Raw genomic sequence first — 22,794 nt, forward strand, 5'->3', positions numbered from 1 at the left:
AATACATTCTTTGTATGGGCTTTGCGCAGATTTTTCGCGCGGGGCTATCGCATCCACAGTTTTTCGCGTTTGATCCTATTGCGAAGCACTTGTTCTTTACGTGGCAGTTTGTTTTGGTCAAACATGGTACGAATTTTTTGACCCTTCTTTTGGTAGACCAATTTTCGGATCGCATCATATTTTTTGATAGTTTTCTTGATCTTATTATGGGCGATTGCCTCTTCCAGCTCTTGAACGACAGCGTCTCGCTCGCGGGCATAAAGCAAAGACAACACGCGGTAGTGACAGGTGATTTTACCGTCCAATAGCCCATCAGGTACGGTTTTGCGTGCGCCACCTAGCTTATGGATCACCAAAGGTAATGCAACTTGGTCAAGCCAAGGGTCAAGATTTTGACAGACAATGGTTTCCGGCCCATCATCGCGAATTGCGACGGCGTAATCCGTGAACAGGCGACCAAATTCATGCGGACAGCGGTAGAAAAACCAACCGGCATTGAAATATAAATAACGTTCCCAATATTCGTCTGGTTTGCTTAGATCGAGGCTGCTGTCAAAATCGATGCCGAATTTGTCGTAAAGCGATTTCCAAGTCTCGGCATATCCGGGGCCATAAAGTTCAATCGTTGGCCATGTGTTCGTGCGCATAAGCGACGCGCTGGGGTGGTCGAAATCAAACGGAATCTCTTCAATGTTACCGGTGACCAATGTGTCGGTGTCAAAGAAAACAAAGGGCTCGCCTTTGGGAAGGGCTTTCAGCGCTTCGATTTTATTTCCATGCGGGTAATCTTGGCCAAAGTGTTCATTTTCAAATGGAATGATCTCTGCGCCGAAATGTTCCAGAAGGTCCCGAATTTCGGGGTCGTGAATGCGTGGATCTGAATGCCACTTAGGGCCGGGCTGGGGCTCCGCGACAAACAACCTACCTTTGAAATCGGGGTTGTTGCGCTTGAATGAGGTCACAAAAATCACGGCCTCATATGACAGTCGGCCGGCTTGCGCGACAATGACAATGTTGAACTTTTTTTGTTTTGCTCTATTTTTGATCATAATAACACTATTCTTCCGTTGCCGCTGGGGCGTTTATAGATTGTTTTCAGCGCAAACGGAAAGCCTGATTGTTGACTGCAGGAGCAGGAATTTGTCTATTTTTACGCGCTATATCCGTCGCTTTCGCCATATCGCCACGGGGGTCTGTTTTGGATTGATCACCGCGCCGCCTTTAATGGCTGATAATTTCACCACCGCCGGGGAGGTGCGCCCGATTCTAACTGCGACGCGTTCCAGTTGGGTAAGCTTGCGCGCAGACAGTGCACAAGACGTGTTGGATTTCACTCAGATCGCGGCTTGGCGTTGTGGTCTGTCGGCGGTGCATTACAGGATCAATGGTGGCAGTGAAAAGTCGCTTGATCTTGAAGCGTGTTATGAATCTGAGCTGCGCCCGAATGCCACTAAAAACCGAGCCGTTTGGTTGGTGAACGAACCCGGCGGTTCGGTTGATCGTGTTGACCTGCGCTTGATCTATGATGATGGTCGCGAGGACAGTATTCAAGTGAACCGCGCTTCAATTCAAAGATAGGCTGACGCTTATGATCCTGATGATGGGTCACGTTTGGCCAATAGGTTGGCCATTAAGCGGAATGCGCCCGGTGTAAGCTGTTCCATTTGGTGGTGAAGAATCAAGGCGCAATGAATGTGTCGGCCATCCCCAATGTCACCGACCAGCAATGCACCTTGGTGGGGGGCTTCGCCAGGATCTGACATCTCAAGGATCGGGGTGTATTCTTCCCCCCAAGATTTGGCGAAATACAACCCGCGTTCTTTGTGCCAATCAGCCCAATCATCATCGGTGATCTTGTTTGGCGTATTCAAAATCGCATGATCCGGCACCAAATGTTTCACTGCAGCATTCTTGTCGGTCACACGCCAGCGCAGGGACGGCTGCCCAATTTCAAGGTGAGCAGGGGCAGACATGGCCGGATCCCAATTGTCACGCGGGCGATGGTACAGGGTGATCAACGTCCCACCATCGCGCATCCAAGCGTGCAGTTCTGGCATCACATCTTTTAGACCCGGGCGAAAACCAAGGGCAAAGATGCCGATGACAATGGTGTCAAACCGTAACAATGCGCCCGGAACCTGGAGATCTTCGTCAGATACAAGTTCCACTTGCACGCCCATTGCAGACATCCAAGCATCGACGTTATCATTCCCGCCGCCAATATATCCGACACGCACGTTTGGAATTTCCGCATGTAAAATACGTACTTTTAGGCTTTTTTGATCCGTTAAGGCGGTTGGGTTAATATGGGCGTGGCTTATACGTTGGACGCTGCGCGCAGCAATCCCATCCAATGTCATCGGCAGTTCATACAGGCCGGGTTGTGCGTCCATCGGTGCCGCAACGGCAAACCCAGTACCTTCTACACCGATCTCCCAGCCTTCTGGCGGGCTTAACGAGGCGACTGCGCCGGAAGGCGTGATGCCAGACAGTGAGGTTTTGATCTCGCGGCTGAGGGTGGATGTGTTGATGATCGCGGCCTCGGGCATAAGGCTTGCGCTTTGTGCGGGCAGGGCTACGGGCGGGTTGTCCAAGGGCAGTCGCAGAGAGATCGGAGTGTCATTGACCGTAAAACTGACCTGCAGCGCGGGTTCTGGTGGGAAATGAGGGTCAAAGCAATCACGATATCCGTCATGGGGCAGGGCAGTATTGTCCAACCCGATATGACCATCCTTCGAGAACCAACCTTCGGGGAGCGCAGCTTGCACATCGAGGTTCTGTGCGCGCCCTTCGCGGGTCTCAATGGTGAGTTTCGCGGTCTCGCCCGGGGTCAGCCAAGTTTGATCAACAAAGGCCGAAACTTCGGCAGATGAGGCAAGCCAAATCACCCGTGAAATCGCATTTTCCAGACGTTCCAATCGGTGCAAGATTTGGTCTTTTGCGGCATCAGGGCAGTCGGTTTGAGCCAACCGTAGGACGTTAAGTGCTTTCGTCGCGGCGTCGCAGATTGCACGGCCATTGGGGAAGGCGGCGATCGCGCCATTGCAACAATCTTCCGTGTCGCGCAAAAGCTGGGAAATCGGTTCTGCGCCAGGAAGGGCTGCGAGGTCGGATAGGCGCGACGCGATCCCTGCACCAAGGGTTTCCCCTTCGCTGCAGGTGAGATCCGAAACGCGGCTGTCCAATAGGTGCAAAGGCCAATCGCGTTCTGTGCCGGGGCTGACCCAACGTCCCATGCCTTGGGTTTTGTGAAACACGCGGCTTTGCTGGGCGATTTGTTCATAGCTCCAGCCCGTGACGGGATCACAGCCTTTGGCGCTGATCACATGGGTGGCCATTGGGGGCGGCACTTCGTCGTCATAAGCATCCCCGCCGCCACCCCATGCGGGCAAGAAAAGCTTCTTGACCTGCCAAGGGGGGAGGTCGCTGTCAGGATAAGATACATTGGCTGCCAAATTCATAATTTGTTGGGCGACGCGGGTCATGGCCCGGTGGTGGCCATGCTGTCCGGGGACATCAAGGAAGGTTGGGCAAATGATGTCGGGACGTTCACGCCGCACCACGTCGACCATACGTTTCAAGGTTCGGGCATCGCCCCACTGGCGCAGGGTTTCTTCACCACTTTTGGAAAACCCGAAATCTGATATGGTGTCATTCGGATCTTGGGACAACCAATACAGGCGCATGGACAAATGATTGGCGGCCTGTTCCATTTCTGCGGTACGCAAGGCCCCCAATGTTGCACCTGTTTCGGTGCCCAAATCATTTTGCCCGCCTTCGCCGCGATTGGCGCAAACATAAGAAAGATGCAGCCCATCACGAAGCCCCAAGCAGGCCAGCATTGCACTGGTTTCATCGTCAGGATGCGCGCCGCTGTTCATGAAGGACAGGGTCGTGCGCAGAGGTTGCAATGCTTGCCATAGGGCCGCGATGCGGGGCCGCAATTGCTGTTTGCGAATGCGTTTCTCGACTGAAGTTTCTTCGTCTTTTGGCATGTGGTGATCCTGCGCGTTCATAGTCACTTTGTGACATCCTTATGCAATGTGTCAGGGAATTCCTGAGATTTCCTAAATTTAACAAATCTTCTTGAACTCAATAATATTATCTTATGTTTTCATCAGTTTGGGGCGCGAGTTCTTTCAAGAACTTCCCATGAATTTCGGTGTAAACTCATCATTCAGCACCAAGGCTGCGGATCCAAGTGCGGCGGTCATTGGGCCCGAGCTGCCTTGCACCACGCGGTCAATCGTTCGATCAGGCCGCACGGATACGGAATGGGGGGAAAGCGATAAATCTTGGACCAAGGCTGCGAAAATCACGGCGGGCATGGCGCCACATAAAACAATGGTTTCCGGGTCGTAGAGGTTTTCGATCAGATTTGTCGCTTCGGCGAGGGCCAGCCGGGCTTGATCAATCCAGGCCATTAAGGCTGGGGTTTCGGATTGGAAATGGGCCTCGAGCGCCTCAGTGGTTTGCGCTGATATGTCATTGATTTTCAAGTGTTTTTGAACGGAAATCCGGCTGAGAACTTGCTCAAGGCGTGCAGGACCGGACGGCATCGGGATACGAATATGCCCGATTTCCCCGGCATTGCCGAAGGCTCCGCGCAAAATCTGCGTGTCATTCACAATGCCCAAGCCAATACCCGCGCCAAAATACAGACAGGCATAGTCGCGTAAACCGCGTGCGGCGCCGGAAATACGTTCTGCCATAGCGGCGGCATTCGCATCATTTTCGACAAGGCAGGGCAGATCAAGCAATTCTTGAGCCCAATCGCGCACATCAATGTCCTGCCACTCCGGAAGGTCAGATTGATGACCCGTGATACCCGTGATGCCAAAGGGGCCAGGCATAACCAGACCGACCCCCAAAATCATATTCGCAGACAGATTTCGAATGCCCAGTGCTTCGGATTTCAGGGTTAACATTTCCTGGGCGACGTTTTGGGGTGTGGCTTGTTGCAGAGGATTTCGATCCCAAAAAACAGCCTTACCATGGAGGTTGATCAAGGTGCAGAACACGGCATCAGGGCGCACTTCAAATCCAAGAGCATATGCACCGTCCGGGTTGATTTCATATTGAATTGCTGGCTGGCCACGTCCTACGCTGCGCCGTCCACAGGCACGGATCAATCCGCGCGCTTCGAGATCAGCAATAATGTTGCTGACGGCTTGGGTGGACAGGCCGGAGAGACGCGCAATTTCGGCGCGCCCGGCGGTCCCATTGCCAGCGTAAGCATCTTGGAGTGCACTGAGCACAAGTTTGCGATTGTGCTGTCGTGCACGTTCAGAATTTGCACCTGTGCCCGTGCTGTTGCCCGTGCTGCTAGATGAGGCTTTGCCTGCATTGGATCGACGTTCAAATTTATCTTTAGAAATAGGTTTCATGGGCCCTCATTACATTACGCCCCTTGTTAACTCAATTTGATTGAGTTAACAATTCCCTACTTTGTGATATTTCATTCGAGATCTCCCTAAGGGGGAGTATCCAGAAATTGCTTGGGCCGGGGGAGGTCTAGGCGCAAAAGGGAGGGAAGAACCTATGAGTAAATTCAAAGCATTCGCACTTGGAACGGCGATCAGTGCGGCCAGTTTTGCAGCCACATCTGCCCAAGCGGTAGAGATTGAATATTGGCAGTATTACTTTGACGCGCGTGTGACGGCGATGGAACAGCTGATTGAAGGTTTCGAAGCCGCCAATCCAGACATCACCGTCAAAATGACCCATTTTCCCTATGCTGATTACCGCACGAAAGTGGCGGCGGCGATCCCTGCCGGTGAGGGGCCGGATGTGGTGCAGCTGTTTTATGGTTGGCTCAATGATTACGTCGAGGCCGAGCTGATCCAACCTTTGCCCGCCGACACATTTGATCCCGCGCGCATTGATGCGGAATTCTTCCCAATGGTTCAGGCCATGAAAGATGGCGATCATTACTGGGCCTTGCCCACTGCCGTGCGTTCGCTTGCGCTGTTTTACAATGAACGCCTGTTTGAAGAGGCGGGCATCGAAAGCCCACCCACCAATCTGGATGAACTCGTGGAAATCGCCGGTCAGCTGACCAAACGCGATGGCGCGGGCAATATTACGCAAGTTGGCATCACCACGGGCATGAACGCCCAGGATCACCATTGGTTCCGCGAGGTTCTCGTGCGGCAAATGGGCGGCGAGCCATATACAGACGATTACCAAACCGTGAACTATAATTCCGACGCAGGCCAAGCGGCTGCGGCATTCTACACGGGACTTGAACAAGAACACGGCGTCACGGCTGCGGGCTTTATGGATGAACCCCAGGCCGCGTTTAAGGCGGGCATGGCGGGGATGCATATTGACGGGTCTTTCCGCATTGGATCGCTTGATAAAATCCGGGGCCTGCGGTGGGGCGTTGCTGAGTTGCCCGCTGCAATGGACGGCACACAATCGAACTACAGTTCTTATTGGGTGAATGCGATCACATCCAAAGCCGAAGGCGAACGGTATGAAGCATCGGTCAAATTCATGGAATATGTCACATCAGACGCGGCCATGCAGATTTGGTTGGATGTGGTGGGTGAGTTGCCCGCGAAACCGTCCGTCGGCATGACCGAGGTCAACGCCAATCACGACGTTTATGGACCGTTCATTCGCGGATTGGCCTATGCCAACACCACGATCTTCGCCAATGAAAGCGCGCAACGCCAAGTCCTGATGGATATGGTGCAGCACGTCAGCATCGAAGATCAGCCCGTGAACGAGGCCCTCGCCAATGCCGCCAAAGCCGAGCAAGTCATTCTCGACGAATATTACGCTGACTGATTTCTCATCTTGTGACGTACCCTTGCCGCATTGGCAGGGGTGCCCTTCAGGAATACATGTATGAACCTTCGTAACACCCTGACGATACGTCAGAAACACATCCTTTGGGCTTGGGGTTTCCTTGCGATCCCAGTGCTGTTTTATGTGGTGATCCGCTTTTATCCCACGGGCAATGCGATTGTCCTAAGCTTCCAAAATTGGAACCTGCTAAGCGCGCGTACTTGGGCGGGCGCGGATAATTACGTCAAGCTTTGGCACGATGAGGTCTTCTGGAAAGTCTTTAAAAACACCTTTGTGTATCTGCTGTTGGGGACACCCTTCAGCCTTGTGATCAGCTTTTTGATCGCCTTTCATCTGGATCGCGTGCGCTTCATGCATGGATTTATCCGCATGATGTATTTTCTGCCGTTCATGACGTCCGCTGTGGCTATGGCTTGGGTCTGGCGTTGGTTTTATCAGCCGGTTCCTGTGGGGATTTTCAACAATATCTTGGCAACATTCGGCATCCCACAAATTAACTTCCTGAACTCGACCACCAACGCGTTGCCTGCCGTTCTGGCCCCCGCGATTTGGGCGGGATTGGGCTTTCAAGTGATCATCTTCATGGCAGGTCTACGCGCCATTCCCACCAGTTATTACGAGGCCGCGCGCATTGATGGTGTCTCCGGTTTTACCATCCTGACCCAAATCACCATTCCACTGCTGAAACCGACGATCATCTTCATCACGGTTTTCAGTTCAATCGGATTTCTGCGCATCTTTGACCATGTCTTCAACATGACCACCAACAACCCGGGCGGGCCTTTGAATGCCACCAAGCCTTTGGTTCTTATGATCTATGACACCGCCTTTAACGGGTTTGATATGGGCTATGCCGCGGCACAAACCGTGGTTCTGTTCACGATCCTTCTGTGTGTCAGTCTGTTGCAACTATATCTGCTGAGGGACCGCTGATATGGCCGCCACAGAGATCCGCCCCACAACCGATGGCCTGCTGAACGCGACCAAAACCCCGATCAAACGCAGCTATGGTCAATATATCCGCTGGCTGCTGCTGTTTATTGGTGGGCTTGCGATGGTGATGCCGATTGCATGGATGATTTCTACATCCCTGAAATGGCCGCATGAGGTCTATAACCTCAAATTCATCCCGGATGAACCAACGATCGAAAACTATACCTATGTGCTTGAAGATGGACGGTTTTACGGCTGGTTCCTGAATTCCATCGTGATAGCAGTCGTGACCACGATCTCAAATCTTCTGTTTGATTCACTTGTTGGCTATACCCTGTGCAAATTCAAATTTCCGGGTCGCTATATCATTTTCATAGCGATCCTTTCGACCCTGATGATCCCCACGGAAATGCTGGTTATTCCATGGTATATCATGTCTCAAAGCTTCGGCTGGCTCGACAGTTATTGGGGCATCATGTTCCCGGGCCTCATGACCGCTTTCGGTACGTTCCTGATGAAGCAATTCTTTGAGACCGTACCTGATGACTTCCTAGAGGCGGCGCGCATTGATGGCCTAAACGAGTTGCAAATCTGGTGGACCGTCGCCATGCCGCTGGTCAAACCCGCCTTAGCAGCACTTGCGATCTTTGTGTTCTTGGGCAACTGGACCGCGTTCATCTGGCCCCTGATTGTCACAAACTCACCCGAAATGTACACCGTACCCGTCGGTCTATCGGGCTTTGGAGATGAGGCCGACGTCGCATGGGAACTTATCATGACAGGTGCCGCCATCTCAACCATTCCAACTCTGATCGTCTTTATGGTGTTCCAACGGTTCATCATTCGCGGCGTCGTCATGGCTGGCTTAAAAGGTTAACACATGCTGAATTCACTCTTTCTTTTCAGTCTAAATATCCCGGGGGCGCGGGGGCTGGCCCCCGCTGGATGGAATGCGCTAGGGCTGGCCCGCGCAAACAAGGGGCACCACAATGACTGACACAGATAAATTCCCCCATCCTGTTTACAAGGAAACAGTGCTCGCCCCGCTGTTTGAGGGTGTCAAAACCCATTACGCCAAACATATGGGCGCGATCAACAAAGCCCATCTGGTGATGCTGCGCGAAACCAATATCCTATCCGCAGATGTAGCGCGCGATATCGCCAATACATTGCAAACCATCGAGGCCGAAACAGATCCCGAGGCGCTGGAATACACTGGCGAGCACGAGGATTATTTCTTCTTCATCGAGGCCGAATTGAAACGTCACTTGGGCGACGCAGGCGGGGCATTGCACACCGCGCGCTCGCGCAATGACATGGACCACACAGTGTTCAAATTGGCGCTCCAAGCGCGTGCAGAAAATTTGATCGCGGAACTTCATGCATTGGCCGATGCAATCCTGCAAAAGGCGCGCGATGAGAAAACGACTTTGATCACCGCCTGGACCCATGGCCAACCTGCCCAGCCCACGACATTTGGGCATTATCTGGCCGCAGCATTGGAGGTTCTGCAACGTGACATTACCCGTCTTGAAGCGGCCATTGAAGGCCTCGATCATTGTCCCATGGGGGCCGCCGCCATCACCACGTCAGGTTTCAAAATCGACCGTGATCGCATGGCGCAACTTCTTGGCTTCAAAGAACCTTTACTGAACTCCTATGGCTGCATCGCCTCGGTCGATTACGTCACCGGGCTGTATTCTGCGATCAAACTGACCTTTCTGCATCTGGGCCGTGTGATCCAGGACATGCAATTTTGGTCCGCCTTTGAGGTTGGCCAACTTCACGTTCCAAACAGCCTTGTTCAGGTCTCATCTATCATGCCGCAGAAACGCAATCCCGTGCCGATCGAACATATGCGCCATCTCGCCAGCATGACCTGTGGGCGCGCCGACGCGGTGGTCAACACCATGCATAACACGCCCTTCACCGATATGAACGACAGCGAGGGCGAAGTGCAGCAGGGCGGATACGCCGCCTTTGACAGTGCCAGTCGTTGTGCGCGCCTGTTAACCGCGTTCATCCCGGCGACCTCGATCAACGCGGATCGGGTGCGCGCTAATATGAACGCGGCCTGTGTGACGATCACGGAATTGGCGGATACATTGGTGCGTGACGAAGGATTAAGCTTCCGTCAAGCCCATGAAATCGCAGCAATGGTTTCCAAAACAGTGATTGCCATGGGGCAGGGGCTTGAGGCTGGGTACGAAGCCTTTACGGATGCGTTTTTGGCGCAAATCAAGCGCGAAACCGTCCTCGGTCAGCAAGCCTTCCTTGAGGCCGTGTCACCGGAAGGTTTCATCCTTCGCCGTGACCGCCTCGGCGGCCCGGCCCCCGCTGCCCTGGATGCGGCCTTTGACATTTACACGGTGGAATTGGCCGAACTGCGCCAGAAACAGCACCTGCGCCAGACCCGCCGTCAATCCGCGACCTCGGCCCTTAATATTACATTCACCAAGTTGATGGAGATCTGAATTGGCCAATCTCACGCTAAAAGACCTGCAGAAATCTTATGGCAAGACTGAGGTGCTGCACGGCATCAATCTTGAAGTCAAAGATGGTGAATTTGTGGTTTTCGTAGGCCCATCTGGCTGCGGAAAATCCACGACGTTGCGTTTGATTGCAGGGCTTGAAGATGCCTCGGGTGGTGACATTGAAATCGGTGGGCGCGTGGTCAACAACCTTGAACCGCGCGACCGTGATATCGCGATGGTGTTCCAAAATTACGCGATTTATCCGCATATGTCTGTGAAGAAAAACATCGCTTTTGGTCTGCGCACATCGAAGCTTTCCAAACCGGAAAAAGAGGCCCGTATCCAGGACGTCGCAGCCATTCTTGATATGGTCGATCTGCTGGAACGAAAACCAAATCAGCTGTCTGGCGGTCAACGTCAACGGGTCGCCATTGGGCGTGCCATGGTGCGGGATCCGGCGGTGTTTTTATTCGATGAACCTCTCTCAAACCTTGATGCTCAACTGCGTACTCAGATGCGACTTGAGATTAAGAAACTCCATCAACGTGTTGGAAATACGATTGTTTTCGTGACGCATGATCAGGTTGAAGCCATGACCATGGCGGACCGTATCGTCATCATGAAGGGCGGGCATATCCAGCAAGTCGGCCCCCCAGAACAGGTCTACCGTACGCCCGCGAACATTTTCGTTGCGCAATTCATCGGGGCGCCGTCTATGAATATTTGGGACGGCGAAATTAAAGGTGGGCGCGTGATGTTGGGGGATGTTGCCTTGCCCCTATCTCTCGCACATGTAAAGGCCGGTACGCCACTCAAAATCGGGGTGCGCCCGGATGATCTACAGCTGGGAAGTGCCGATCCCATTCTACATGGAACCGTGTCGTTACGAGAACCCTTGGGGCCAGAAACCTTGCTTTATCTAAGCAGTGACTTGGGGGCAGTTATCGTGCGCGCACCGGGGAAAAATCCACCCGAGGTTGGGGACCGCATTGCCTTGGGTGCGTTGGCCGAGAACATTCATTTGTTCGATGCGACAAGTGGAGAGGCCCTCGTATGAGCATGCATATGGGAAGCCAATTGCGCACCGTCGGACGGGCGGGGGGCGTGTTGTGCATCGGACGCCTTTATTGTGACCTTGTATTCTCAGGCATTGATGGTGCACCGGCGCCTGGCACCGAAGAATTTGCGCAGGGGATAACGTTGATGCCCGGCGGCGGGGCTTGTATTACCTCGGCTTGGCTTGTTGCGCAGGGGCGTCCAGCTTGGCTTTGCGCGACTTTGCCGTCTGGTCCCTTTACGGATGCGATCACTGGAGAGTTGATGCGCGCTGGTGCGGATCTTAGCCTGTGTTCCCCGGCTGATCCTGCCACAGATCCTCAGGTAACAGTGGTGATCCCATCCGGGGCAGATCGTTCTTTTGTAACAAGGCGCTCTGGCCCGGCCGCGACACTTCCGGATGCGGATGACTTATCCTCGCTTCCCGTGTCACATGTGCATATCGGCGAATTGGCGACATTGGTTCAGATGCCAGAAATCCTAACACTGGCCCGGGATGCTGGGCTTACGGTTTCGCTAGATTGCGGTTGGGATGATAGCCTCACCCGCGCGGAAGTGCTTTCCTTGATCCAAGATGTAGATGTTTTTCTGCCCAATCGAACGGAACAGGCTTGGCTTGATCGCATTGGCGTGCCCTTGGGGACTGCGCCGTTAACCGTGGTGAAATTGGGGGCCGACGGGGCGGCCGGGCACTGTCCCCTCGGTCACCAACATGTTCCGGGTGAGCCAACAAATGTCGTTGATGCCACCGGTGCTGGGGATGCCTTTAACGCAGGTTTCCTGCATTCATGGATCGACGGAAATCCGGTCCCCGATTGTATCGTTCAGGGCAATCACTGCGGTCGCATGGCTGTCGGTGCCATGGGGGGCACTGGCGCTTTGCTCGAGGCCGATACCCAAGAATAGTTGCCGAAATGCGATACAAAAGCCCAACTTCGGTCCTCTTTTCCTCCCAAAATCCGATTTTCATTGCACTTTTCGCCCAAATGCATGATTTTTCTTTTGTTTTATCGAGTATTGCGCAGATTTATTAATCTTGCGCGAATTGAATTAATTGATTGGTGACCGGGATGTTGTTTTTTGCCAATGCTCTAATGTTTTTTGTTCCGTTGGCATATGGTCTTGTCAGTGATGCAGATGATGACACCGCAGAGACGGGGGCCGCCGTACCGGAACCCAACGAGAGTGATACCTATATCGGTGATGATACCGATAATTCATTTGATGGCGGTCTTGGTGATGACCTCATTTTTGGGGCTGGTGGCAACGATGAACTGACCGGCGGTGAAGGCGTTGATACCGTTCACGGTGGCGATGGAAATGATCGTATCTTTGGCAAGGCAGGAAATGACATTTTAAACGGCAATGCTGGCAATGATCACATCAGTGGTGGTGACGATGTGGATGAGATCAACGGCGGTGGGGACAATGACACGCTGTTGGGGAAACGCGGCGACGATATCGTTCATGGCGATGCTGGCAATGACATGATTTATGGTGGTCGCAACGATGACACGCTTTATGGTGATGGCGGCAATGACACCATCAATGGGGGTGCGGGGGCAGACATTATCTATGGCGGCGCAGGTAATGATATTCTTAGCGGATACTTTGAGACGGCAACACTTGCGTCAAATATCCAAGAGAATGATGATGCCGACGGTGCAGACCGTCTTGATGGTGGGGACGGGGACGACACGCTGCTGTTAGGCAAAAATGATACCGGCATCGGGGGGGCTGGCACCGACACGTTTGCAATCGGGGACGACGCAGGCAATGCGGGGATTGCCAGGGTGACAGATTTTGAAGCGGGCGTTGACCGCGTCGAAGTGAACTATAAATGGGACCCAGCGGTTCCGGCGGATGCACCTGAAATAACTGTGGTGCCACATGCTGATAACACTGGCGCGTCAATCATGTTAAATGGCACGAAAATCGCCGACATCACCGGTGGCCAAACCTTGACGACAGGCGATATCACCGTGATCAACAAAACGACGGTGGCGGTCTAATCCGATCTTGTCTTTTTGAACTGTCTTTCTGTGGTCTTTGACTACCGGTTTCTTGCCTGTTCTTCCTTTTAAATCAGCATGCATGCAAATAAATGCAAAAAACACGTCAGAACCGCTTGACCGCTGCGTGTCCTGCTTCTAGAACGCCCACAGTTCCTAAGATGGAACGCAGTGGGCGGTTGTAGCTCAGTTGGTTAGAGTACCGGCCTGTCACGCCGGGGGTCGCGGGTTCGAGTCCCGTCAACCGCGCCATCACTGCTTTGAAAAGGTCTCCTCACGGGGGCCTTTTTCATTTGTGAATTCACTTTGCCAAAAGTTTCGAGAGGCCCGCAGCAATCGCCGGGTCTAGTCCCCCGTCGTCTTTAACGGTTCCATCAGAGCTTGGTCGAAATAGCGCGCCGTAAACAAGCGCCCGCTGATCTGCGGCTTCTTTTGAGGTGTCGCCTTGGCTGAGTAGGCCGATATAGGCTTTGGTGAAGGCCTCACGTTCACGTGCGTCCAAGCGCATGTGACGCTCAGCAAGATAAAGCTTCATCTGCAAACGTGTAAACCAAAGCGCGACTGTGAAAATCGTCAGAATAGCCGCAATAACCAAGGCGCTGTGCAAGCTGAAACCAGTACACCCTGCTCCGGCACTCGCATCGCATCCAGGAGCAGAAAACAGGGTGTTGATTTGGTCCGGAAATAAAAACGGTGAGATGATGATAACGACCGCGAGTGCAGCTGTTAGCCCAAGCCCGAATAGGAACCATCCAAATGAGACACGTTGATGTTCCTTATGCTCCGCTTGCTTGTCCGCCCACAATTCGACTGGGCCGGTAACTGCGATGCGTTCTTTAAACTCGGCCTTGAATGCGTCAAGTTCTGATTTGGTCGCGTGTATGGCTTGGTTGGCTTCGTCAATAGTTTGCCTGAAGCCTTGGAATATATCACGTCCTTTTAACAGTTGTTTGCCTAACTGGTGGTTAACTTGAGTACGTTCCCTATTGAAGGTCTGAGAAAACTCTGCGAGCCGGGATGCGCGTTCATCAGTCTTCTCAGAAAATGCGTCTATCTTGTCGCTAGCCCTTTTGTACATTCGTTCTTCCTCGTGGGGCAGAAACGCAGGGTACTGAGGCAGGGTGGATAGATATCTCACCGTTTGGATATATCGCTCTTGGCCATCCTCAATCTCTGAAATCTCTTTTAAACGCGGATCCAGTTGCGTGGCCTTGCAACCGCTGAACTGAAGTCCCGGAGATTGAACGGGCTGCGGGGAAGAGGGGCTACGATAGAGATGTGGCATCTCAAGCACCGGACGTAGATCTTCGACCTCGCTGTCTCGTATGTCCAGAGATTGCAGGTTGGGGAGGGATGTGAGGGGGCGGATATCGGATATCTTTGTTCCAGGAATGCCGATATGTTTCGCCTGTTGCGCGTGGGTGATATTCCAAGGGAGTTGAGTAAGTTCTTTATAAGCCCCTGCTTCTCCATGAAAGCGAAGTTCAGTTTTTCCTCCGCGTTGAATGAAATCCTCAACCCATTTTTCAGCTTTATGTACTGCGGTTTCTGTTGGGGTGGGCGTCAAATCTGCTAAGTCGGTCATAGTATCCCCTCTAAAATACCGCCTGACTGTAACGGGTTAAAAAACTTTCACAATCTCGCATTTTGTCGCTTGACCCTGTGCGACGGGAACCATAAACAGCCCCCATAGCGCGGTTGTAGCTCAGTTGGTTAGAGTACCGGCCTGTCACGCCGGGGGTCGCGGGTTCGAGTCCCGTCAACCGCGCCATTTTATCAAATGAAAAAAATGATATTTTGCATTGTTTGCGATGGCAACGGAATGCTATTTCATTTGTTTAGATCGTCAATGGGTAGCATTTAGCCAATAGCGTTAACTGTGATGTTCCTTTAGTTAGTCACTTGAATTTATGTGACAGGAACACTGGATCTATGAACTACCGAACTGAGATAGATGGTTTACGCGCTATCGCCATATTGGGAGTGGTGCTGTTTCACGCTGGTTTTACGCAGCTGTCTGGTGGATTTGCCGGCGTCGACGTGTTTTTTGTGATTTCAGGGTTCTTGATAGGTGGCATAATTCTCGACGAACTTGCCGCTGGGCGTTTTTCATTCCGAAAGTTTTATGCGCGACGGATTCGGCGAATCCTGCCGGCACTTGTTGTCATGATCCTAATTGTGATGTGCCTCGGTTGGTTCAGTTTAATGCCTCAGAGTTACCGATACTTGGGGGGCGGGGCGATCACGGCGCTCATCTCGTTGAGCAACTTGTGGTTTTATGCGCGTATCGACTACTTTAACCCTGCGGCAAAACAAGATCCTCTGATTCATACCTGGAGCCTGGGAATCGAGGAGCAGTTTTATCTCGTTATTCCATTGCTGCTTGTTATTGTTTGGCGCTTGCGGCCAACTGCGGTGCTGCCCGTGCTGGTGTGTTTGACCATTGTCAGTTTTATGACCGCCTTTTTGACCGCAAGCGAATTGCGGATGGAAGCATTTTATCTTTTGCACACCCGAGCTTGGGAGCTTCTTGCGGGTGTCTTGACTGCCTTTTGGCAGCGCCAGAAGAGCCTTGATTTAAGGTTGCAAAATCCAGCGTTCGCCGCCGGGGTCTTTCTTATTGTATTTGGTCTTTGGGCCGTCCCACCAACTGCGCCGTGGCCGGGAGTTTGGACTCTTCCGGCAATAGTCGGGACAGTTTTGGTTCTTATTGCTCCGAAGGCATCTCCGATGCTGAAATATTTGTTGGCGAACCCAGTATTTCGCTTTTTCGGGCTTATTTCTTACTCAATGTATCTTTGGCATCAGCCTATCATTAGTCTGCTTAAGACCACACAAATGTGGCCAACCGATGGTCTTGGCGTGCTTACTGTTCTGTTGTTCCTCGTTGTGGTTTCGACAGTGAGCTGGAAGTTTGTCGAACAGCCCTTTCGCGGATCTACGCCATTGCATTGGCCAAAGCGATTTTTGCTTGTCGGTAGTTTCGTTGCGATTTGGGCCTTTGCAATCGCAGGTCATATTTCAGAAGGTTTTCCAACGCGGATGCCTGGCAAAGTGCTGCAGGTTCTTGCCGCCGAAGAAGATTATAGTTCGACATATCGAAAATGCATCGTCGTCAGAAAACAGGTGCCGAACTTTGACTACGAGCAAAGCTGTGTGTTTGGTCCGGATGAGGAGCCCTCATTGCTCATTCTAGGCGACAGTCATGCCGCGACATTAGCCCAGCCGTTGGCCGAGGAGTTAGCGAAGCGGGACATCGCGTCAAGGCAACTAACCTTGTCAAGCTGCCTTCCAATTGGAGGCTTGATCAATGTCGGTCAATCACGTGCCGAGCAATGTCCTGCGTTTAACAGTGGGGTTCTGGGTTTCCTTGAAACGGCACCTGAAATCACGGAAGTTGTGCTTTATGCCAATTGGACGAATTATCTTTTTGATGAATCTGAACCTGACATGTTTGGAGCAATTGGTGAAAGTGGGTTTTACAGCGTGCCTCACAACGCAGCTGAACCGGCTTCCCAACTCCTCAGAGAACAAGCGTTCTCACACGCCCTATCTCAGCAATTGGTCGCTTTGGCTGAAGGTGGGCGCCATATCACACTTGTTCTGTCCAGCCCGCGCCCCAACGTGGATCTGCCGCGCTACTTTGCGACAAGACTCTGGTGGGGGGATGCGCTGCCCGAAAGATACAGTTTTCCGCGAGAATTTCATGAAACATTGTATCGACGGCTTCAAATCGTTTTTGAGGCCGCAATAATGCAGTCGGACCTCCCTGAGAGCCAAATCTCTCTTGTATCCCCGACAGAATTATTCTGTTCCGGTCAGCAGTGCGATGTTATTCAAAACGGTAAGATACTATATACTGACGGGGACCATCTATCCTTGTCAGGAATTGCCATCTTACAGCCCGCAATCGCGAACGCAGTACTTAACGGTTCAGGGCAATAGCCGTTCGAACAAGGGTTAAGGGTATTACTCGTTTTGCGCTGCACGCGGGTTGGTCAGGGTGGCGATGTCTGTCAGATCCCAAGACATGCCCTTGTTGCGAAAGATACGCTTGTCTTTGTTTGGATAGTCGGCAACGTCATGATCCAGGCGTTGTCCAATCACCAGAAAACGCAGGGGAATGTCGCCCGTGTTGGTGATGGAATGTGCGTCTCCGCCGGCCGGGTAGCCCAGAAAATCGCCTGCTGAGATGTCATCTCTTCTGTCACTGGTTAAGGCCGTGCCCGTGCCTTCAAGGATATAGACGCATTCGTCTTCAAAGTAGTGAACGTGATGTTCTGTGCTGTCCTGCCCGGGGGCGATTTCCATCAGATGCACGCCCAGCCCCGTCAATCCGCAAAGGTCACCTAGGGATTTCTGAAGGCGGCTGGCATTTGGGTTGAGAAAATGAGTTTTTGCGACACCGTCCAAGGCGTCGATCTCGGATGCTTTGATTAGGGTTGGTTTTACGGTTTGCATCTCGGCGCCTCGCATAAAGCTTGCATAAGAAAAGGGCCGCACGGTGGCGGCCCTTGTGAGGTTTAGTTTTGTGCCAGTTTGTCCAGCATCCGCGCCCAAGATCGGATACCCTTGTGGAAGCTTTGCACGTTGTATTTCTCATTCGGGGAATGGATGCGATCATCGTCATTGGCAAAGCCCATCAATAGGCTTTCCATGCCCCAGATTGACTTAAAGAAGCCCGCGATTGGGATTGACCCACCCATGCCTACGAACACGGCTTCGCGTTCCCATTCGTCTGAGAGGGCTGATTTCGCCGCGACAAATTCAGGGCGGTCAATATCCATTACGCTGGCTTTTGATCCCTCAAGGTCTTGGTTCCACGTGATTTTCGCATCCTGAGGCAGGCGATCTTCCACATGCTTGCGCAGGGCGGCGCGCAGTTTGTCTGGGTCCATATCGCCAACCAGGCGACAGGTGATTTTACAATGGGCATCCGCCGGGATCACGGTTTTGGTGCCAGCACCGTTATAGCCGCCCCAAAGCCCGTTGATTTCCAATGTTGGGCGGGACCATTGCTGTTCCAGCGCGGAATAACCGTCTTCGCCATGGGCTTTGCTCATGCCGGCGAATTCAAGATATTCACTTTCATTAAAACCACAGTTTTTCCAGGCTGCAAGTTGTTGGCTTGGGACATCTTCCACACCATCATAAAACCCGTCCACGGTCACGCGGCCTTGGTCATCATGGAAGGTGGCGATCAGTTTTGAGATCTCGCGCAAAGGGTTCAGGGCAGGGCCGCCATAGTGACCTGAATGCAGATCAAGGGCAGGGCCGGTCAGGGTGAATTCATCTTTCAACATGCCACGCAGTTGGGATGCGATAGATGGGACACCGGGCGAGACCATGCCCGTGTCACAGATCAAGGCGATATCGCAGGTCAATTCGTCCTTATGGGCTTCCATGAAGGGCACCAAGGACGGTGAACCTGATTCCTCTTCGCCTTCCATGAAGAAGGTGATTTTGACCGGCATAGTCCCGTGGATCTTTTTATAGGCACGGCAGGCCTCGATAAAGGTCATCAACTGGCCCTTGTCATCACTTGAACCCCGTGCACGGATCACGTCACCTTCGGGGCGGGCCTCGATCGTGGGTTCAAACGGTGGCACATCCCAAAGTTCCAGCGGGTCAACCGGTTGCACGTCATAATGGCCATAAAACAACACATGCGGCACGTTATCAGGGGCGTTTGGATCATGGGCGACGACCATGGGATGGCCCGTGGTCATACGTTTTTCTGCGTCAAAGCCGATGGTTTTCAAATCCGCAACCAGCCAGTCAGCGGCCTTTTCACAATCGGCTTTATAGGCCGGATCGGTTGAGATGGATTGAATGCGCAGAAGACCCTTTAGGCGTTCCATCGCATCATCAAGACTGTTGTCAATTTCGTCCAATACGGCGTTCAGGCTCATGGGGGGTCTCCAAAGTAGGTGGGTGTTTTGGGCACTCTGGCGTGGGTTGCGGCGGATGTCCAGATGACTGCGCGGCCTAGGATGATTGTCACGACTGGCGAAGATCAGGCGCATCTGGCAAACTGGGACGATCCTTTACCAAAGATTCTCGCAGGAGCACGAAGATGACGACGTTTTCAAAAGGGATTTCCCATATCGCTGTGGCCGTTGGCCTGACGGTTTTGACGCTGCCTGGGGCTTTTGCCCAGGACCTGCCTGTTGACAGTCGCGATGCGCGCGGGATGTTATTTGATCGCAAGGGCGGCCAAGTTGTCGTCTTGGAACAGGACTTTCTGACTGAGGCACAGGTTGCGCAACTCGCAGCGATGGGCGGCGCTATTCCCTATTATGGCGCGGTGGCTATGGCCCCGGATGAGGGCATGTTGTCCGAAACAAATCAGGCGGCAGCGAACCATCATTCCATTGCGGCAGCTGAAACGGCAGCTTTGGCGGCGTGCAATACGGCGCGTTCTGGTGGTCAAAGATGTGTGATTGTGCTTCATTTCTTGCCCAATGCCTATGAATCTGGGCGCGCGCTTGAGCTATCACAATCCGCAACCGAGGAATTTCGCACATTTCGCCGCGGTCGTGGCGAGAAGGCTTTTGCAATTTCCCCATCAACCGGGTCCTTCGCTTCTGAGACAGGGGCAGGGGCTGAAAGCACGGCGATTGCGGCCTGTAATGCAGGCGCAGATGGTGCAAATGTGACTGCGACGGATTGTTACACGGTGATTGTGAACTAAATGCTATCATAGGACTGGATTTATCTGATCTATATCAAGTAATAGGTCATAAATCCGGACTATGAGTCCGACAAAGGGATTCCTTTTGAGTCCCGCGTGAACAATCGCCCTTTATGGGCTGCCAGCTGAGGTGCCACTTTGGATTACTCCGCCAGTATCGACGCAGCGCTGCAAAGCCTGCATGACGAGGGCCGTTACCGGACCTTTATCGACATCGAACGCACGCGTGGGCAATTTCCCCATGCAACTTGGACACGCCCGGATGGCACTCAAACCCCGGTCACTGTCTGGTGTGGCAATGATTACCTTGGCATGGGGCAAAACCCGGTTGTTCTAAAGGCAATGCATGATGCGATTGACGCAACAGGTGCGGGTTCTGGTGGCACACGCAATATTTCCGGCACGACCGTCTATCACAAACAGTTGGAAGCCAGCCTGGCCGATCTACATGGCAAAGAAGCAGCCTTGCTGTTTACCTCAGCCTATATCGCCAATGACGCGACACTTTCCACATTGCCAAAGATTTTCCCTGGTCTGATCATCTATTCTGATGCGTTGAATCATGCCTCTATGATTGAAGGTGTGCGTCGTAACGGTGGTGCGAAACGCGTGTTCCGTCACAATGACGTTGAACATCTGCGTGAACTACTGGCTGCCGATGACCCAAGCGTGCCAAAGCTGATCGCCTTTGAATCTATCTATTCCATGGATGGTGATTTCGGCCCGATTGAGGCGATCATCGAGCTGGCAGAAGAATTCAACGCGCTGACCTATATTGACGAGGTCCACGCGGTTGGCATGTATGGCCCGCGCGGGGGCGGGGTCTCGGAACAAGACAACCTGGCCCATCGCATCGACATCATCAATGGCACGCTTGCGAAAGCTTACGGCGTCATGGGTGGCTATATCACGGCCAGCGCGAAAATGGTGGATGCTGTGCGCTCTTATGCGCCAGGCTTTATCTTTACCACATCCTTGGCACCTGCTGTTGCTGCCGGGGCAACCGCGTCTATCGAATATGTGAAAAACGCACCTGAATTGCGCGCCCAGCATCAAACGCAGGCTGCGATCTTGAAGTTGCGTCTCAAAGGTTTGGGCCTGCCGATTATTGATCACGGCAGCCATATCGTGCCTGTGCATGTGGGCAATCCTGTGAAATGCAAGATGATTTCCGACATGATGTTGGAAGATCACGGCATTTATGTGCAACCGATCAACTATCCAACAGTGCCGCGTGGCACCGAACGTTTGCGTTTCACACCGTCGCCGGTGCATGGGCCGCGCGAAATGGACGCTTTGGTCACTGCGATGGATGGGCTTTGGTCGCATTGTGCGCTGAATCGTGCTGAAATGGCTGGATAATTCCCCCTTTTTGTGAAAAATCATTTCATTATGCTATAAAAGTCTAACTGATCGGGTATAAGAGAATCACTCGGCAGTTGGGGCAATTGGGTGAGCACATCATTGTTAAGTGATTGGTGCTATATATAAAAAAGGGACAAAGGGATGATCGGCCGTTTTAGATCACCTGTGCAGGTAGAACCGGAAGGGCCGAAAGGCTTTGACGATTTTGTTGTGCGCCTTGGCGACATGATGCGCGGCGAGCGTGCCACCCTTGGAAAGTCACTGCTGGATGTGCAGCGCGAATTGAAGATCAAAGCATCTTATGTCGCCGCCATCGAAAACGCTGACCCTTCTGCTTTTGAAACACCAGGCTTTATCGCCGGATATGTCCGTTCTTATGCGCGTTATCTGGGGATGGATCCGGATGAAGCGTTCAGCATTTTTTGTGCTGAAAGCGGGTTTGAGACAGCCCATGGCATGTCATCAAACGCATCAACCCTAAAGAATAACCGAAAAGCCATGACGCCGGTTGTGGCATCGTCTGATCCATTTGCGGATCCGAACGCCAAGTTTATCCCACAAGACAACCATCGTTTTTCTGCCGTTCAACCTGGCGCGCTTGGATCCTTGGCTGTGCTTATTGCATTGACCGGTGCGATTGGTTTTGGCGTTTGGACCGTGTTGAAAGAAATTCAACGGGTTGATATCGCACAGGAAATTAGTTCTGAAATCATTACGGATGATTTACAGTTAACGGGACATGATCCATTGGCACGTCGCGAAAGCGGGGATATCGTTGTGGCAGCGATTGCCGCGTCAGATGCTGCTGCGTTTGAACGTTTGTATCGTCCCGAAGCTCTTGAAGTACCGGTTCTTGTGTCACGTGATGGCCCGATCGGGACGCTTGATCCATCCACAACGGGTGCCTTCGCCCCGACGCAATTCGCCAATGACGCGGCTGTAGATCTACCGCTGCGCGTTGCCGCTGCTGGGTATCTTGAGGGCGAGACCGAAGTGCAAGTGACGGCAGAGACCGCACCTGAATTGCGTTTGGTTGCTGTGCGTGCCTCTTGGGTGCGGGTACGTGGCGCAGGTGGCGCGATCTTGTTTGAAAAAATCATGAACGCTGGCGACGAATATATTCCCCCTCAAACAGAAGAGCCTGCCACATTGAAGGCGGGTGAATCTGGCGCAGTGTATTTTGCGATGGGTGATAAGATGTATGGCCCTGTTGGTCCACGCGGTCAGGTGACTTCGGAAGTTGTATTGTCTGCGGCATCGGTGTCGGAAACCTATGAGATTGCGGATCTCGACGCGGATCAAGATCTCGCCCGTGTTGTTGCGGAAGCACTTCCTGAGTAACTCCCGAACTGCAGCGACTGCGAAGATTTAGCGCGGGCACAGCCATTGCAGAGCCTGCCGAGCCTGCGTATATTTGCGCCAACGCACATCCCAAAAGCAGAGA

Annotated in this window: 18 protein-coding genes and 2 tRNA genes; 14 read left to right on the forward strand and 6 right to left on the reverse strand. The window is 52.7% G+C overall.

The annotated features are described in order from the left end of the window. Window positions 1–44: 44 nt before the first annotated feature. On the reverse strand, window positions 45–1,049 hold the full coding sequence (locus tag RJ38_RS14260; protein ID WP_039019561.1) for a hypothetical protein: 1,005 nt from the start codon (window positions 1,047–1,049) through the stop codon (window positions 45–47). Between the two features lie 91 nt (window positions 1,050–1,140). Here RJ38_RS14260 and RJ38_RS14265 point away from each other — a divergent pair, with 91 nt between their 5' ends. After that, complete coding sequence (locus RJ38_RS14265; RefSeq protein WP_052245415.1) at window positions 1,141–1,578, forward strand: hypothetical protein; 438 nt, start codon at window positions 1,141–1,143, stop codon at window positions 1,576–1,578. Window positions 1,579–1,586: 8 nt separating this feature from the next. Here the strand turns inward: RJ38_RS14265 and RJ38_RS14270 are convergent, their stop codons facing one another. Together RJ38_RS14270 and RJ38_RS14275 are read right to left on the reverse strand one after the other, a co-directional pair. Then, entirely contained in the window at window positions 1,587–3,995 is a 2,409-nt protein-coding gene (locus tag RJ38_RS14270; protein ID WP_039019615.1) for a PIG-L family deacetylase, read from the reverse strand. Window positions 3,996–4,139: 144 nt separating this feature from the next. Next, on the reverse strand, window positions 4,140–5,387 hold the full coding sequence (locus RJ38_RS14275) for an ROK family transcriptional regulator (protein WP_052245416.1): 1,248 nt from the start codon (window positions 5,385–5,387) through the stop codon (window positions 4,140–4,142). Between the two features lie 154 nt (window positions 5,388–5,541). Between RJ38_RS14275 and RJ38_RS14280 the strand changes: the two genes are divergently transcribed. From RJ38_RS14280 to RJ38_RS14315, 8 genes are all read left to right on the forward strand, one after another. Continuing rightward, window positions 5,542–6,795: an extracellular solute-binding protein gene (locus tag RJ38_RS14280; protein ID WP_039019562.1), complete on the forward strand. Its 1,254-nt coding sequence runs from the start codon at window positions 5,542–5,544 to the stop codon at window positions 6,793–6,795. A 60-nt stretch (window positions 6,796–6,855) separates the two neighbouring features. Continuing rightward, window positions 6,856–7,749, forward strand: a complete 894-nt coding sequence (locus RJ38_RS14285) for a carbohydrate ABC transporter permease (protein ID WP_039019563.1) — start codon at window positions 6,856–6,858, stop codon at window positions 7,747–7,749. Between the two features lies 1 nt (window position 7,750). Continuing rightward, the gene (locus RJ38_RS14290) at window positions 7,751–8,626 is read left to right on the forward strand and encodes a carbohydrate ABC transporter permease (protein ID WP_039019564.1); all 876 of its coding nucleotides are present in this window, start codon (window positions 7,751–7,753) and stop codon (window positions 8,624–8,626) included. 112 nt (window positions 8,627–8,738) lie between these two features. Further along, the gene (argH, locus tag RJ38_RS14295; protein WP_039019565.1) at window positions 8,739–10,223 is read left to right on the forward strand and encodes an argininosuccinate lyase; all 1,485 of its coding nucleotides are present in this window, start codon (window positions 8,739–8,741) and stop codon (window positions 10,221–10,223) included. Between the two features lies 1 nt (window position 10,224). After that, window positions 10,225–11,280, forward strand: coding sequence for an ABC transporter ATP-binding protein (locus RJ38_RS14300; protein WP_039019566.1), 1,056 nt, complete (start codon window positions 10,225–10,227; stop codon window positions 11,278–11,280). After that, window positions 11,277–12,185, forward strand: coding sequence for a carbohydrate kinase family protein (locus RJ38_RS14305; RefSeq protein ID WP_202903893.1), 909 nt, complete (start codon window positions 11,277–11,279; stop codon window positions 12,183–12,185). Before RJ38_RS14300 ends, RJ38_RS14305 begins: the two co-directional genes overlap by 4 nt. A 164-nt stretch (window positions 12,186–12,349) precedes the next feature. After that, on the forward strand, window positions 12,350–13,291 hold the full coding sequence (locus RJ38_RS14310; protein ID WP_052245417.1) for a calcium-binding protein: 942 nt from the start codon (window positions 12,350–12,352) through the stop codon (window positions 13,289–13,291). A gap of 175 nt (window positions 13,292–13,466) precedes the next feature. Continuing rightward, window positions 13,467–13,543 (forward strand) — tRNA-Asp (locus RJ38_RS14315). Between the two features lie 49 nt (window positions 13,544–13,592). Here the strand turns inward: RJ38_RS14315 and RJ38_RS18230 are convergent. Next, on the reverse strand, window positions 13,593–14,876 hold the full coding sequence (locus RJ38_RS18230) for a DUF6161 domain-containing protein (protein WP_052245418.1): 1,284 nt from the start codon (window positions 14,874–14,876) through the stop codon (window positions 13,593–13,595). Between the two features lie 109 nt (window positions 14,877–14,985). On the opposite strand from RJ38_RS18230, the gene RJ38_RS14325 reads away from it, so the two are divergent. Both RJ38_RS14325 and RJ38_RS18235 read left to right on the forward strand, forming a co-directional pair. Then, window positions 14,986–15,062 (forward strand) — tRNA-Asp (locus tag RJ38_RS14325). Between the two features lie 161 nt (window positions 15,063–15,223). Next, on the forward strand, window positions 15,224–17,236 hold the full coding sequence (locus RJ38_RS18235; RefSeq protein ID WP_082005763.1) for an acyltransferase family protein: 2,013 nt from the start codon (window positions 15,224–15,226) through the stop codon (window positions 17,234–17,236). 24 nt (window positions 17,237–17,260) lie between these two features. Here RJ38_RS18235 and RJ38_RS14335 read toward each other — a convergent pair whose 3' ends face one another. Further along, window positions 17,261–17,752, reverse strand: a complete 492-nt coding sequence (locus RJ38_RS14335) for a cupin domain-containing protein (RefSeq protein WP_039019621.1) — start codon at window positions 17,750–17,752, stop codon at window positions 17,261–17,263. A 62-nt stretch (window positions 17,753–17,814) separates the two neighbouring features. Further along, window positions 17,815–19,203, reverse strand: coding sequence for a dipeptidase (locus RJ38_RS14340; RefSeq protein WP_039019567.1), 1,389 nt, complete (start codon window positions 19,201–19,203; stop codon window positions 17,815–17,817). A 164-nt stretch (window positions 19,204–19,367) separates the two neighbouring features. On the opposite strand from RJ38_RS14340, the gene RJ38_RS14345 reads away from it, so the two are divergent. From RJ38_RS14345 to RJ38_RS14355, 3 genes are all read left to right on the forward strand, one after another. Beyond that, the gene (locus RJ38_RS14345; protein WP_052245420.1) at window positions 19,368–19,985 is read left to right on the forward strand and encodes a hypothetical protein; all 618 of its coding nucleotides are present in this window, start codon (window positions 19,368–19,370) and stop codon (window positions 19,983–19,985) included. Window positions 19,986–20,123: 138 nt separating this feature from the next. Beyond that, window positions 20,124–21,347: a 5-aminolevulinate synthase gene (hemA, locus tag RJ38_RS14350; RefSeq protein WP_039019568.1), complete on the forward strand. Its 1,224-nt coding sequence runs from the start codon at window positions 20,124–20,126 to the stop codon at window positions 21,345–21,347. Between the two features lie 144 nt (window positions 21,348–21,491). Next, window positions 21,492–22,691, forward strand: coding sequence for a helix-turn-helix domain-containing protein (locus RJ38_RS14355; protein ID WP_039019569.1), 1,200 nt, complete (start codon window positions 21,492–21,494; stop codon window positions 22,689–22,691). Window positions 22,692–22,794: the final 103 nt, after the last annotated feature.

It is taken from the genome of Halocynthiibacter namhaensis, from assembly GCF_000812685.1.
Lineage (GTDB): Bacteria > Pseudomonadota > Alphaproteobacteria > Rhodobacterales > Rhodobacteraceae > Halocynthiibacter > Halocynthiibacter namhaensis.